The organism is Paenibacillus sp. NPDC056579, assembly GCF_042793215.1.
In the GTDB taxonomy this organism is placed as follows: Bacteria; Bacillota; Bacilli; order Paenibacillales; family NBRC-103111; genus Paenibacillus_S.
Genome location: NZ_JBHTVD010000004.1, coordinates 96,637 through 111,120 on the forward strand (window position 1 = coordinate 96,637; position 14,484 = coordinate 111,120).

At 51.2% G+C, this 14,484-nt stretch carries 10 protein-coding genes; 9 read left to right on the plus strand and 1 reads right to left on the minus strand.

The genetic code is table 11. The features are described 5' to 3' along the window. Window positions 1–3 precede the first annotated feature (3 nt). From ACFQ88_RS17555 to ACFQ88_RS17585, 7 genes are all read left to right on the plus strand, one after another. The gene (locus tag ACFQ88_RS17555; protein WP_379454985.1) at window positions 4–1,080 is read left to right on the plus strand and encodes a sialidase family protein; all 1,077 of its coding nucleotides are present in this window, start codon (window positions 4–6) and stop codon (window positions 1,078–1,080) included. 4 nt (window positions 1,081–1,084) lie between these two features. Then, window positions 1,085–2,974 (plus strand): hypothetical protein, encoded by a 1,890-nt coding sequence (locus ACFQ88_RS17560; RefSeq protein WP_379454986.1) that lies wholly within the window; start codon window positions 1,085–1,087, stop codon window positions 2,972–2,974. Between the two features lie 24 nt (window positions 2,975–2,998). After that, entirely contained in the window at window positions 2,999–4,471 is a 1,473-nt protein-coding gene (locus ACFQ88_RS17565) for a DUF5605 domain-containing protein (protein ID WP_379454987.1), read from the plus strand. Window positions 4,472–4,558: 87 nt separating this feature from the next. Next, the gene (locus tag ACFQ88_RS17570) at window positions 4,559–5,641 is read left to right on the plus strand and encodes a Gfo/Idh/MocA family protein (RefSeq protein ID WP_379454988.1); all 1,083 of its coding nucleotides are present in this window, start codon (window positions 4,559–4,561) and stop codon (window positions 5,639–5,641) included. A 37-nt stretch (window positions 5,642–5,678) separates the two neighbouring features. Beyond that, the gene (locus ACFQ88_RS17575; RefSeq protein ID WP_379454989.1) at window positions 5,679–6,656 is read left to right on the plus strand and encodes a sialidase family protein; all 978 of its coding nucleotides are present in this window, start codon (window positions 5,679–5,681) and stop codon (window positions 6,654–6,656) included. Window positions 6,657–6,774: 118 nt separating this feature from the next. Continuing rightward, window positions 6,775–8,937 carry an MGH1-like glycoside hydrolase domain-containing protein gene (locus ACFQ88_RS17580; RefSeq protein ID WP_379454990.1) on the plus strand — a complete coding sequence of 721 codons (2,163 nt, stop codon included), beginning with the start codon at window positions 6,775–6,777 and terminating at the stop codon, window positions 8,935–8,937. Between the two features lie 87 nt (window positions 8,938–9,024). Further along, window positions 9,025–11,028 (plus strand): alpha/beta hydrolase family protein, encoded by a 2,004-nt coding sequence (locus ACFQ88_RS17585; RefSeq protein ID WP_379455848.1) that lies wholly within the window; start codon window positions 9,025–9,027, stop codon window positions 11,026–11,028. 106 nt (window positions 11,029–11,134) lie between these two features. Here ACFQ88_RS17585 and ACFQ88_RS17590 read toward each other — a convergent pair whose 3' ends face one another. After that, entirely contained in the window at window positions 11,135–12,169 is a 1,035-nt protein-coding gene (locus ACFQ88_RS17590) for a LacI family DNA-binding transcriptional regulator (RefSeq protein ID WP_239626027.1), read from the minus strand. 578 nt (window positions 12,170–12,747) lie between these two features. Here ACFQ88_RS17590 and ACFQ88_RS17595 point away from each other — a divergent pair. Together ACFQ88_RS17595 and ACFQ88_RS17600 are read left to right on the plus strand one after the other, a co-directional pair. Continuing rightward, window positions 12,748–13,611, plus strand: a complete 864-nt coding sequence (locus ACFQ88_RS17595) for an ABC transporter permease (RefSeq protein ID WP_239635468.1) — start codon at window positions 12,748–12,750, stop codon at window positions 13,609–13,611. Continuing rightward, window positions 13,611–14,480, plus strand: a complete 870-nt coding sequence (locus tag ACFQ88_RS17600) for a carbohydrate ABC transporter permease (RefSeq protein WP_379454991.1) — start codon at window positions 13,611–13,613, stop codon at window positions 14,478–14,480. Before ACFQ88_RS17595 ends, ACFQ88_RS17600 begins: the two co-directional genes overlap by 1 nt. The last annotated feature ends 4 nt before the right edge of the window (window positions 14,481–14,484 follow it).

The window sequence follows — 14,484 nt, forward strand, 5'->3', positions numbered from 1 at the left end:
CCTATGGAAAGGTTTAACGGTTTATTGTCTGTATCTGCAAAAGACCCTCAGCTTGAGGAAGCGCTGCTGCCTATTCTATACGAACCGGACAGCCATTGCGCCAACCTGCTAGAGCTGGACAACGGCGACTTGCTGTGCGTCTGGTTCTCAGGCAGCGGGGAAGGGAATCCGGACACGAACATCGTCGTCTCCCGACTTCCGGAAGGGAGCAAGCAATGGAGCACGCCGGTAGATCTGTCCGCCGACTCCGAGCATTCGGAGCAAAACCCGGTTTTGTTTCAAGCACCGGATAAAAAGGTATGGCTGCTGCATACATCCAATGAGCCGCATGATCAAAAAAGCGCCAAGGTGATTTTGCGCCAGTCGGAGGATCGCGGCCATACATGGAGCGAACCGGTCGTTTTGTTCGACGGTCCCGGCCTCTTCCTAAGACAGCCGATTGTGGTACTAAGCAACGGCGATTGGCTGCTTCCGGCATATTATTGCAAAACCGGCGGGCACTACAGCGTCGTCCTCATTTCATCCGATGAAGGCCGCAGCTGGCAGGAATTCGAAGTAAGCGGAAGTTTGCACCGGGTGCAGATGAGTGTGGTCGAGCGGAAGGACGGCTCCCTCTTCGCCGTATTCCGAAGCCGTCATGCGGACCGTATTTATACGAGCATTTCCGAGGATCATGGAAGGAGCTGGTCGGCTCCGGAGAAGACCATCCTGCCTAATAACAACTCCTCCATTCAATTATGCAAGCTGAATAACGGTCATCTTGCGCTCGTATTTAACGATTCGACAATGGAACGCGATCAATTCCGATGGATCGAGAGAAACGGGGAGTTTCGCAAGAAAGCGCTTAGAACGCCGCTAACGGTGGCGGTTTCGGAGGATGGCGGGAATACATGGCCGTATTTCAAGAACGTGCAAACGGCCGATGAGGAGCATCGGGTACATCCGATCGGCTATTCTTATCCTTCGATCATGGCTGCTCGCGACGGGTCTATCCATATCGCTTATTCCTATTTGCGCAAAGCCATCAAGTATGTTCGTCTAACCGAAGAGTGGGTGAAGCAAGATGGGCGCGGGGAATAGCAGCATGACTACAGTCAGAACGATACCGGGTTCGAAATATAGATGGAATGATCATTTTCTACATTATGGCGATGAAACTATCGGGTCGCTCCTGTCGGAGATTCCGTCAGGAATTCCGTATTCCGATGAAATAACGGAGCTCGAATCAGGCGTATTTGAATGGAAGCGCTATATTAAGATCCCACAAGGGGAACCGGTCCGGATCGAACAGCTGATGATGGGATTTCAGACCTCTTATCCGACTGCTTATGCCATGATTCCGGCAGTCACTTATAACGGAAATGAATGGGGCAAGGGGCTGGAGCCGAAGGGGTTTCAAAAGGAAGGCAAAGCGTGGACCTTCGCATCCCATCGGTCGGCCGTTGCAGGGGCTACCTACTCGGAAGGTACCGAATGGACCGTGGCACTGTTCGGGCAGCAGCAAGAAATCGGATTTTCCTGCTCTCTTGTACCTAAGGAGACGTCTGCCGTCCATCAGCTGATCTGGCCGCTTCGGGAAACGCCGGCAACTTATGCAAGCCGCGATAAGTATGGTGACGATTATGAAGAACAATGGATCCCCGAACCGGAAAAGGAGTACCTGCTCACCGCTTATTTAGTTATTGTGCCCAAAACCTCCCAATCCCAACCTTCCTGGAGCAAAATGCTGGGGACCGCATGGAAGCTGAACTTCCATGATCAAAAGGCTTGGCACACGCCGGAAACCATTTGGGGGCTCGGTGTCCGTTACGCGAAGGAAAGCTTATGGGCTGAGGACGGAATCTTCAAGGGCTTTTCCATAGGCTTAAAATGGAACGGAGAGAAGTGGACGCAGCGGAAAACATCGAGATATAAAATCGGCTGGACAGGCCAAAATATTTCCCTGGCCAATTCACTCTTGTACGACTATTTGTTAAACAACAACAGCAGCTCGCTAGATAAAGGGATCGCCGCCTTAGATACTTGGGCACGATATGCGCGTCTGGATAACGGGCTGATTCGCTGCCATTTCGATTATTTGCTGAGCTGCGCGCCCGATGCCCGGGAAATACAGGACGCCTGCCATTTGGGAGCTGCTGCGATGAATTTCTTCGAAGCCTGCGAATTGGCCGAGCGGTGCGGACTGACAAGGCCGGAATACCAAGAGATCGCCTTGGGTATATGCAATTTTGCCGTTAGCTGCCAGACCTCGGAAGGAAGAATAGGTAAAGCGTGGAGTAACCAGGGAGCTTCGGTAGATCCTGAAGGAACGATCGGCAGCTCTCTGATCCCGCCGCTGATTGAGGCGTACCGGCGGACGCGCGACAAGAAGTATTTGGAGGCGGCTGAGAAAGGCTACACATATTACATCCAGGATTTGCTTAACGAAGGGTTTACGACAGCCGGCGCTTTAGATACTTACTGCATTGACAAAGAGTCGGCGATTCCTCTTCTGAAAGCCGGGTTAGCATTATACGAAACAACGCACAACGATCAATACCTGCAGTGGGCGGAGCATGCTTCATGGTATTTGGCTACTTGGCAGTGGCACCATACCGTGCAGTATCCGGAAGGCAGCGCGCTCCACGCCCTTGCTTACGATACGTTCGGCGGCACATCGGTTTCGACGCAGCATCACCATATGGACCCTTACGCACTCGACTATGTTCTCGAATGGCTGAAGCTCGGGGAAATAACCGGAAATTCCGCCTGGACTGAACGCGCGAAAGCGGCCTGGGTGAATGGAACCATCGGAGTTTCCGACGGTACTTTGGAAGTATTAGGGAAGCTTCGTCCGGCCGGCAGCCAGGATGAAGGCTTTTACCATACCCGCTGGGGTGTGCCTTATGATGTGTCGGAATGGCTTGTCGCTTGGCCAACGGCATTTCGGCTTGAGACGCTGCGTCACATGCAGGACTGGTCGGTCTGGAAGTAATTTAATACCAAAGGAGAGATAAGCATGAGCAACGTGATTCACAGCAATGAAGTCGAGCGTTGGGGCGTATTTGAGCTGACATTGGAAGGCGGCAGTGAAGGGAATCCGTATAAGGAGATTTCGCTGGAGGCTCAATTTCAATATAAGCACCGTACGATAAAGGTCGACGGCTTTTATGACGGAAACGGTGTGTATAAGGTTCGTTTTATGCCGGACTCGGTGGGCGAATGGTCCTATTCGATCAGCAGCCGTGTTGCAAGGCTTGACGGGTCAGCCGGGAGCTTCGTGTGCATTCCGCCTTCCGCAGGAAACCACGGTCCGGTAAGGGTGCGGGATGCGGTACGCTTCGCATACGAAGATGGCAAGGCGTACAGGCCGTTCGGTACCACTTGTTATGCGTGGACTCACCAGGAGGAGGCTTTGCAGCTGGAGACGCTGCAAACGCTCGGCAGCTCTCCGTTCAACAAGATTCGCATGTGCGTGTTTCCCAAGCGCTACAGCTTCAATATGAACGAACCGGATTGCTTTCCTTTTGCCGGCTCCAGAGAAGAGGGCTTTGATTGGACCCGATTCAATCCGGACTATTTCGCAAGACTGGAAAGAAGAATCATGGAGCTTCAACAGCTTGGCATAGAAGCGGATTTAATCTTGTTCCACCCGTACGACAAAGGTCATTGGGGCTTCGACCGGATGGATGCGGAGACGGACGAGTTTTATTTGAGGTATGTCATTGCAAGGCTGTCGGCCTACCGGAACGTTTGGTGGTCGCTCGCCAACGAGTTTGATTTTATGGCTGCCAAAACAATGGACGATTGGGACCGTTTCTTCCGCATCGTAGTGGAAAGCGATCCTTACCAGCATCTGCGATCCATACATAACGGAACCAAAATGTACGATCCGGACACTCTGGTGCTGTACGATCATTCCAAGACGTGGGTGACGCATGTCAGTATGCAATATTGGGAGCTGTCCCCAACCAACGCTTGGCGTAAACGTTACCGGAAGCCGGTCGTAGTGGACGAGTGCTGCTATGAAGGCAATCTGCCGCAAAGATGGGGTAATATTACAGGCGAGGAAATGACAGCCCGATTCTGGGATGGCTTTGCCCGGGGCGGCTACGTCGGTCACGGCGAGACGTTCGTTCATCCGGAAGACATCGTCTGGTGGTCCAAGGGCGGCCGATTGTACGGCGACAGCCCGGAACGAATCGCATTTTTGCGCGACATTCTAGATGAAGCTCCGGATAGCACGGAACCGCTGGACAGCTTTCGAGATGCTCCGACGATCGGGGTGGAAGGACAATATTATTTGCAATATTTCGGTATCCACCGACCTGCCTACCGGCAGCTGCCGCTTCCGGAAGAACGCCGTTTCCAAATCGATATCGTCGATACGTGGAATATGACAATTCATACGCTGGACGGCGAGCATTCCGGTCCTGTCCGCGTCGACTTGCCTGGAAAGCCGTATATTGCAATCAGAGCACGAGCTCTATAGCGAGTTCGCGTGAGAAGCCGCAACCACAAGCAGACGCCAATGGCGGTCTGCTTTTCATTAAATCATGGCGGAAAAGAGGTTGAGCGTATGAGCAAAGTTTGGACGCTGGGCGTGTTGGGGCTGGGAGAAGGCCGAAGCATTATTTCGGCTGCCCTGCAGAGCGAGAAATGGGTTTTGGGAAATATTTGCGACCTGAACGAAGAGCTGTGCAAACAAAGGTGCACCGAGTTCGATTTTCACCGGTATACCTTGAAATTTGAAGATCTGCTTACGGATCCTTCCATAGATGTCATAGGCATTTATACACCGGATCAGCTTCATGCCAAGCATATTAAACAAGCGCTGGAAGCGGGCAAGCATGTTATTTGCACCAAACCGCTGATGGTTTCCCTTGACCAGGCCAACGAGCTGCTGGAAGCTCAACGCAAAGCGGGAAAAAGCGTGTTCGTGGGACAGAGCTCACGCTACTTCGAGCCATTGATGATGCAGCGAAAGGATTTCGACGAAGGGCTGCACGGAGAGCTGTTGACGGTAGATACGCACTATATCAGCGATTCCCGTTGGTTTCTCAAGAAAGGCTGGAGCCATCAGCTAGGGTTCTCGTGGCTGTACAATTTTATGATCCATGCGGTCGATCTGGCGGTATGGTATATGCCCAATATCGAGGAAGTGTACGGTGTAGGGGTAGTAAGCTCTAATACGAAGGAGTACCGGTTGTCGGCTCCGGATACGTTGAAGTTTATATTGAAAAGCAAGGAAGGCAAATGCGTCAACGTTAGCGGTGTCTATGCAGCGCCTACTTTGGGGACGGCAGTTCAACAACAAATCAGCTGCACCTTGACAGGAACGAAGGGGATCAGCAGAGCCGGATATCCCAAGCTCACCTACTACACGAATTTCGAACCCGTCGCCAAGACAGCCAAGCTGCATACGTACGAGGAAAAGCACGGCTATTATTTCCGCTTTGAGGGCGAAAGCCATCATGCCGGTGAATACCAGAACTATATTGAGGATTTTGCCGATAGGTTGAATGCCGGCCATACTCCTAAGCCGGATTTACAGGAAGGAATACGTACACTCGCAGTAATGGAAGCAATGGAACAATCTATGAGAACGGGTCAGGTTGTGAAAGTAGCGGATGTTCTGAACCGGCGAAGTATTCATGTATAAGGATGTAAATCGAGACGAAACAGGGGGGGACTCAGCTTTGAACTACGTAAGTCATACAAAGGAATATATTTTCGAGGATGACCGGCCTTTTTTAAGCTGCCATGCTTCAACATTAGAGCTGCTGCCTAACGGTGATATTATTGCCGCCTGGTTCGGAGGGACCCGGGAGAAAGCAGGGGATGTCGCTATTTGGACATCTCACAGACGGAACGGCAGCTGGACTTATCCTGTAAAAGCAGCCGACGAGGAGGATATCCCGCTGTGGAACCCGGTGCTTTTCCTCAGGGATGACGGCGTGCTCTTCCTCTATTATAAAGTCGGCGCAAGCATCTCCGAATGGGTGACGATGGTCATTCGTTCAACGGACAACGGCATGACTTGGAGTGATCCCGCTCCCTTGGTGGAGGGAGATGTAGGGGGAAGAGGCCCAGTCAAAAACAAGCCGATCGTGCTGCAAAACGGTACTCTTGCGGCCCCTGCGTCATTGGAGCCCGCATGGGATTGCTTCGTCGATCTCTCCGCCGACGGAGGAGAAACCTGGGTCCGAAGCGAAACGGTTCCACTCGATCACAGCGGCTTATTGGGCAAAGGCGTCATTCAACCGACTCTATGGGAATCGGAGCCGGGAAACGTACACATGCTCATGCGCAGCACGGAAGGGGCCATTTACCGGAGCGATTCGGAGGATGGGGGCAAGACGTGGTGTGCGGCCTATCGAACCGGGTTGCCGAACAATAACAGCGGCATTGATCTGGTGAAGACGGACACTGGCACGCTGGCCTTGGTGTATAATCCCGTCCGTCCGGAAGAGGGGAAGACGAAAGGGCCGAGAACACCGCTTGTCGTCCGGTTGTCCGTTGATAACGGGCAAACATGGGAGCACGAGCTTCTAATCGATGAAGGCGAAGGGCAGTATTCCTATCCCGCGGCTATAGCCAATGGAAATGATTTGTTAATAACTTATACGTGGAAGAGGGAACGTATCGCTTTTTGCCGTATTACCATTGCGGAATAAGTCTGATTGCCCTATACATTGAGCACATAAACACCACTCTCCTGTCACGGGAGTCTACTATATTAATACTTAGCAGCAGTTGAGTCATGGTAATTGCAGAAGCACAAGGAGGGGTTCCATGCCGACGGAAAGCTTATGGGACGAAGATTTACGGGCGGGTAACAAAGCGCTTCGCACGCTCCCGGGAGCCTTATTGCTTGGTTCCACCGGAGCGCGGCTGTGGGCCGATTATGTCGAGCCGAAGCCGGGATTTTCCGGCAGGTTCGACTTTATACATAAGGTCAATATTCCATTGCTCTATTCGGTGGTAACGAATCGGGTAAAAAGCTTCGAGCCTTGCCGAACCGAATGGTTTCCGAGCCATTTGGCGATGGAGTATGTTGGAAGCCGGTTATCGTTAACCGAGAGGAAATTCATTACATGGGACGATTGTGCCGTATCGTGTCAAATTTGGACGAACTTAAGCGGAGAAGACCTTGTCTTGAAGCTGGAGACATATGGCAGCTCCTTTACGGTAAGGGACGGGGAGCTGCTGCAGGGCGGGTTTCCTATTGAGCATTATAGCTTCGATTTGACAGGTATCATCGCGGTTAGCGATCCTGCGTTACTGGATGAGCTGCGGCTGAAGCCCGGTGAGTCGAAGGAGCTTGTCATCTGTGCTGCATTAGGCATAGAGGGACAGGACGAACCGGATAGGTTGAAACGACGGGCCGCCGGGTACGCAAAGTCGGCAAAGACGGCCGATGACATCGTGGCAGCGTACAGAAGTGAATATCAAGCCTGGTTCGACAAGGCGCCAACCTTTGAGAGCAGCGACGCGTTGTTGGACAAAACGTGGAAGTACCGCTGGTTTCTGCTGCGACACAATTTGGCCGATCCGCGGTATGGGCATTTGACTTATCCGTTATTTTACGAGGGAAGGTCTCATAAGAAAAGCAAAAGGCCGTTCGACAAAGGAGGCTGGGAGTTCAGCAAGCTGATCAACCTGTCCGTGCCGCTGCATTTGATGGATGCCAGGTGGTATCACGATCCGGTTTATTGCGAAGGCGCTTTGCAGAATATGAAGCAAGGAGCCGATGAGACCGGCATGTTTTGCTGCTTGACGGTGGACACCGTCATGCACTCCTTCGCCAACTTTTCCTGCTGGGCCGCCTATAAGCTGTATTTAGTGCATCAAAATCGGGATGTAATCACGGAGCTGCTGCCGGCGTTGAAGCAGCAAATCTCGTCGTGGAAGCACGTTCATGGTAACGAGAACGATCAATTGATGATTGAGCATAAGCACACAAGGACCGGAAAGGAATATCAGCCAAGCTATTGGTACTTCCATAACTATCCGAAAAATCCGAAGGATATGTCGACCTATACTCATTTGAAACGGGTGGACCGCGCCGTATACCATTACTTGAACGCTCTGGGTGTAGCCAAGCTGTGCGAGCTGTGCGGGGATACGGATGCGGAAGGCTATTACAAGCTGGCTGACGAGATCAAGCGGGATATTATTGCGAAAATGTGGGATGACGAAACAGCTTATTTCTACGACCTGCATTATCAGACCGACGAGAAGGCGCTGGTCAAAAATATTGTCGGGATCTATCCGGGCTGGGCGGAAATGATCGACGAGCGGTTCAACGGGATGATCGAGCATTTGTTTAACGATCAGGAGTTTCACACGAACTGCCCGTTCCCGTCGGTTTCAGCCGATTGTCCTGCGTATTCAAAGGACGGAGGATGGATGGGCCATTTCGTCAAAGGGCGTAACGGCTGCGTCTGGGACGGTCCTACATGGCCTTATACGAATTCGATTGCACTTGATGCTCTCGCCAAAGAAAGCAAGCGGAGAAACCATGAATTCGATGAGGCATTCGCTCATTATTTCCGCGAATACTCGTTCCTTCATTTTATGCAGAGGGACCTCAACCAACCGGGTCTCGTAGAGCATTACAACAGCGAAACCGGGGAACCGCTGAGCGACGAACAGGAATATAACCATTCCTACTACATTGATCTGTTAATTACTCATATTGCGGGATTGTCCGTTGAAGCGGATCGGATCCTACTTGATCCGCTCGATATCGGTCTGGATTACTTTACTCTGGACCGAATTAAGGCAGCGGGACTGAACCTGCGCCTTACTTACCGGAAGCCGGGGACAAGTGCGCAGTCCATGCATACGAATATGTGCGAGGAGGGCTACCGGCTGTATGTAAACGGCGAATTGAAGTTTAGCAGCAACTCGCTTTGCCGGACAGAACTGCTATTGAGCGACTTAAGCCATTAGAGGAAGCGGGAAATTGGGGGAGAGCGAAGGCATCCAAGATGGGAGCTAGAGAGTGCTCAAGACGCGATCTGCCGCATGAAGAGGGAGATGACGGACGTGTACGAGAATTTGGAAAATGTAGGCATTGCCCATTTCGACGTAAAGAGCCAGCTGCCGAGATGGGTCTATGAGCAGGCTATGCAGGCAGCACGAAAGGGCGAAGAAGCACGGGCTGCAATTAAGGATAAGCATACTTTGGAACAGCGGCAGCAAGTCATTCGCGAAGGCTTGGAGCGTTGTATCGGCGGAATGCCCTCCTCCGATACTCCATTAAACGCCAAGATTACCGGAACGGTAGCGGGAAACGGGTTTCGGGTAGAAAAGGTCCTGTTCGAGCCAAGACCTCATGTCTATGCGGCAGCCAACGTCTATATTCCCGATTCACTCGTTACGCCGGGAGGCGCTGTACTGCTGCTGTGCGGACATCGCGAGCAGGCGAAGCATTGTGATGAATACCAGACCGTGTGCCACTATTTGGTTCACGCCGGTTTGGTCGTCATGTCGCTCGATCCAGTCGGCCAGGGAGAGCGGTTCGGCTATTACGATCCCGAGACGAAGCAGGCTCCGATGACCAGCGTAACCGAGCACGAGAATGTGGGCAGGCAGTGCATGCCTCTCGGAGATAGTCTTGCCCGCTATATGCTCCATGATGCCGTACGAGCTATCGATTATTTGTGCACAAGGCCGGAAGTCGATCCATCCCGCATCGGTGTGACCGGACATTCCGGTGGAGGCACGCAAACCTCTCTTGTTATGATGTACGACAAAAGGATTGCTGCAGCCGCTCCAGGCGGATTTATTATGAACCGGCCGTACTTTTTGCTCACAGGGAAAGCGCAGGATGCCGAGCAAAAATGGCCCGGATTTTCCGCCCATGGCTTCGATCATGAGGACATCATCCTGGCGATGGCCCCGCGGCCGGTATGCGTTCTTGCTACAACGTACGACTCCGTTCCTATTGAAGGACCCCGGCATACGGTGGCCGTTAACCGCCGCTTTTGGGAAATGTATGGCCGAAGCGATGACTTGCGCCTATTCGAGGATGAGAATGTGCACAAATTTACGCTGCCGCTCGCCCGGACTGCCGCGGCCTTTTTTTCCAAGCATTTGCTGGGTAAAGAGTACGTTCCAGCGGACGATCAAATCCAGCTCATTCCGAACGAGCAGCTGTGGTGCACTCACAGCGGGCAAGTGATCGGGGAAATCGAGCAGGCCAGAAGCGTATTTGATGAGAATGTGGAACGGCTTGCGCATTTCGAGAAGGCGAGAGAAGCGTTGTCCGGCGAGGAACGAAAGAGCAGAGCTTTAGCGTGGCTGAGAAAAAGCGTATTTTACAACAGAACTCATTGCGACCTGAACCCCCGGCCTTCGGGAGGAGGCGAAGTGGACAATATGTGGGTGCTTCGCACGATATGGTGGAGCCAGCCCGGATTGTTGAATCATGCGCTGCAATTTTACGATTCGAAGCTCCACGGACAACGAGTTCCAGTAACGATCGCCGTGTGGGACGGAGGAACGAGCCAGCTGGAAACGCACGGCTCCTGGATTGAAGAAACCTGCGCTGCCGGCCGCATCGTTATGGTATTGAATCCGACGGGGATCGGACCGCTGCTGCCGCACTTGAATTCCCCAACGGACAAACCGTTCAAACGGTTCGGCGTGATGGATAGGCATACCGACGAGCTGATGTGGCTTGGCGACAGCATGGCTGCCGTGAGAACCTACGACGTGCTGCGAGCGATTCAGCTGGCATCCGAGCTGAAGACGGTCGATTCCAGCGATATCCAGCTTTACGGAAGCGGACGTTACGCCATTTATGCGGAGCTCGCGACTCTACTGGATTCCCGTGTTCAGAGCGTTCGATTGGACGAATCAATGAACAGCCTTGCAGGCTGGATCAAGGAGCCGTTTTACGATGAAACAGACTCACTCAGCTTCATTCTCCCTGGGATGCTGCGTTATTTCGATCTTCCGGATGCGGAGCGTTGGCTCAGAGAAGAAGGACGGCTGTTTGATTCCAGCACGCTGCTGAAGAGTCATACTGCGAGCTGACCGTTTACGATAGATGCTATGTAGGCTGACCATGGAATAAAGTATATGCCCTACAACAAAACAAGCTGACTTTGCCCTATCGCAAAGGTCAGCTTGTTTGTGTTTATTAGTCCTGTAAAGCTCGTGAAGATTTACGAACAACAAGCCGCGTATCTACGAAAGCTTTAATGTTTACGCGATCTCCGTTATCGATCATACTCATCAGCTTCTTGACGGCCATCTCGGCGATGGTTTCTTTCTCCACATGGATCGTTGTCAATTCCGGAGTAATGACTACAGATTCATGGATGTTGTCAAAGCCGACGACGGATATGTCGTCCGGAACGCGCAATCCGGCTTCTGCTAGCGATTTGATAACACTAATGGCAATATAATCGCACTCGCAAAATAATGCTGTCGGCATGGAGCCCTTGCGTTCCAGGAATAGGGAAACCAGGCTCGGCTGAGCCGTAATGGCCGTTGGGGGACTCGCGAATACGTCGGAGTCCTTCAGCGATTCTCCGTTCTCCTCCAGGCAGGCGAGAAACCCTTGCTTCCTTCTATCGAAATTGTACATCCGGTAACTGGATTGTACATATCCGATCCTCCGATGTCCAAGCTCCAATAAATGCTGAGCCGCTTGATAAGCACCCATTCGATTGTTCATTACGATGAAATTGGTTTGCTCTGTTTCGAAGCAGGTGTCGAGTACAACCAGATTCGGCTGGATGTTCGTAATGAGGCGGATTTGTTCTCGAGATAAATTCGTACCTAATAAGATAATGCCGTTGGACTCGTTTTCCGTCTCCAATTGATCAATCTGCTGCTCTAACTGATCGGAAGGCACGGAGGAAAACAATAAGGAATAGCCGTTCGTCCGGCATTGCTCCTCAAAGCAGCGAATCAGCTCCATGAAGAATGGCTGCTGCGCATAATGCTCCGATACGATTCCGGAATTAGTGCAGGCGACAAACCGTAAAATTTGGGAGGTTCCGCCCGTTTTTTCGGGCCGGGACTGGGTACGGGGAATATAGCCTCCTTCTTTGGCAATATTGATAATTTTGAGCCGGGTTTCCGGACTGATACCCGGTTTGCCGTTGAGCGCCAGGGATACCGCAGATTTGGATACATTCGCCAGCTTGGCGATATCCTCTATTTTCAATAGGATGCACTCCTTTGAGCTGTAGCTGATTTTTTCGTTCGGGATAAGTTCACTAAACATTATACTAAATGAGAATCTGCTAGACAAGAAATGATCCTAAGTGTCTAAAAAAGTTTAGTTGTATTAAACCCGGTTTAGTATATGCAGCGAAAGCAGCAAAAGCAGTATTAAGGGACTACTAAAATATTGATCGAGTTAGTCTTATTTTGCAAAGTGAACATTCTGCAGCCCTATAAGCATGGTCAAAAAGCAATCAACCAATCCGCCAAACAACCAACCAGTTGGCCAAACCGATCCAATATTTACTCGAAAAATGCAGTAATAAGGCAGGTTTTGCATCAATCAATCCTTATCATAACGCTCGAATCGTGGAAATAGCGTATTTGTACATGCGATGGAGGAATGGTCGATTGATCGTCTTAAACCTTAACGGGTATGATGAGCGAGACGAAAAACGAAGGAGGTTTGTGGTGGTGGCAGAAGTATACAACCGAAAGATGACAGAATCCACCAAAGCGCCGGCAGGGAAATTACACTCCTATGTGAACCTATACCTGACGAATGTGAAAAGACATTGGATGCTGTATTTGATGGTTCTTCCCGGCGTACTGTTCTACCTAGTGTTTAAATACGTGCCTTTGGCCGGAAGCGTAATCGCATTCCAAAACTATCAAATATTTAAAGGAATTACGGGTAGCGCTTGGGTCGGTTTAGACAATTTTAGGTTTATTTTTACTTATCAGGATTTCTACCACGTGTTGAGAAACACGGCGATGATCGCGCTCTATCAGCTGGTATTCGGTTTTCCGGCACCGATCATTCTCGCTCTTCTATTAAATGAATTAAGAATTATGCTCGCCAAGCGGGTCATTCAAAGCTTGTTCTACCTGCCGCACTTTCTGTCTTGGGTAGTCGTCGGAGGTATCGTATTCGAGCTTCTCTCCACCCAAGGCGTGGCCAATATGGTCCGCGGCTGGTTCGGCCTCGAACCGATTTTGTTCATGCAGGAGCAAGCGTATTTTCGTACCATTGTCGTCATATCCAGCATTTGGAAGGAAATCGGCTGGGGAACGATCATTTATCTTGCGGCGATTGCGGGAATTAATCCGAATTTGTACGAAGCCGCGGTTATGGACGGTGCCAACCGGTGGAAGCAGACGATTCATATTACGCTTCCGGTTATGTTCCCGACGATTCTCGTACTGTTCTTATTGAATATCGGTAACTTCCTGGAGCTCGGCTTCGACCAGATTTATAACCTGTTAACGCCAATGACCTATTCCGTCGGCGACATTATTGAAACGTATGTTTACCGTGCAGGGGTTCTGCAGGGACAATACAGTGTGACGACGGCCATCGGATTATTCCAATCCGTCATCGGTTTTACGCTGCTGTGGATTTTTAACCGGATGGCACGAAAAACAGAACAGGGGTTATGGTAATGAAACAAACGTTAGGGGAAAAAATATTCCAGGTAATCAATTACTTGCTTCTCGCGGCGGCTGCCGCTACGATGCTGCTGCCCTTGGTTCATCTGCTTGCCGTATCCTTTAGCTCGCCCATTGCCGCAGACTCCAAGGAGGTGTTTCTGCTTCCCGTAGACTTCACGACGGCATCGTGGACGCATATTTTGCAAAATAAAGGGCTGTGGGGCTCCTTCGGCATCACTGTGTACATTACGGTCTTAGGTACGCTGCTCAGCATGCTGTTCTCGGTGCTTATGGCGTATCCGTTAGCCCATAAGGAATTTCTTATTCGCAAGCCGATTATGCTGGGGATTATCGTCACCATGATTTTCAATGCGCCGCTCATTCCGTTCTTCTTGACGGTTCGGGAGATGGGGCTTATGAATTCGCTCTGGGCTTTGATTCTTCCCGGATTGATCGGGACCTTCAATATGATTATCATCCGAACCTTCTTTATGGGGCTGCCGGCGGAGCTGTACGACTCGGCCCGAATCGACGGATGTAACGACGCGGGTGTGCTGTTCCGCATCTTCCTGCCGCTCTCCAAGCCCGTTCTGGCAACGGTCAGCTTGTTCTATGCTGTGGGCTATTGGAACTCATTCCAGCGCGCCGTATTGTTTATCCGCAATCCGGATTTATGGCCGCTTCAGGTTAAGCTTCGCGCTTATTTGCAATCGCCGGAGGAGCTGGCAGCCGTCAACATGTTCTTGGGCGACTACGATTTCAATACGACGACTTTGAAGGCGGCAACGATACTTTTTGCAACTATTCCTATCGTTTTGGTGTATCCTTATTTGCAAAAGTATTTCGTAAAAGGCTCCATGCTAGGCTCGCTGAAAGAATAACGCC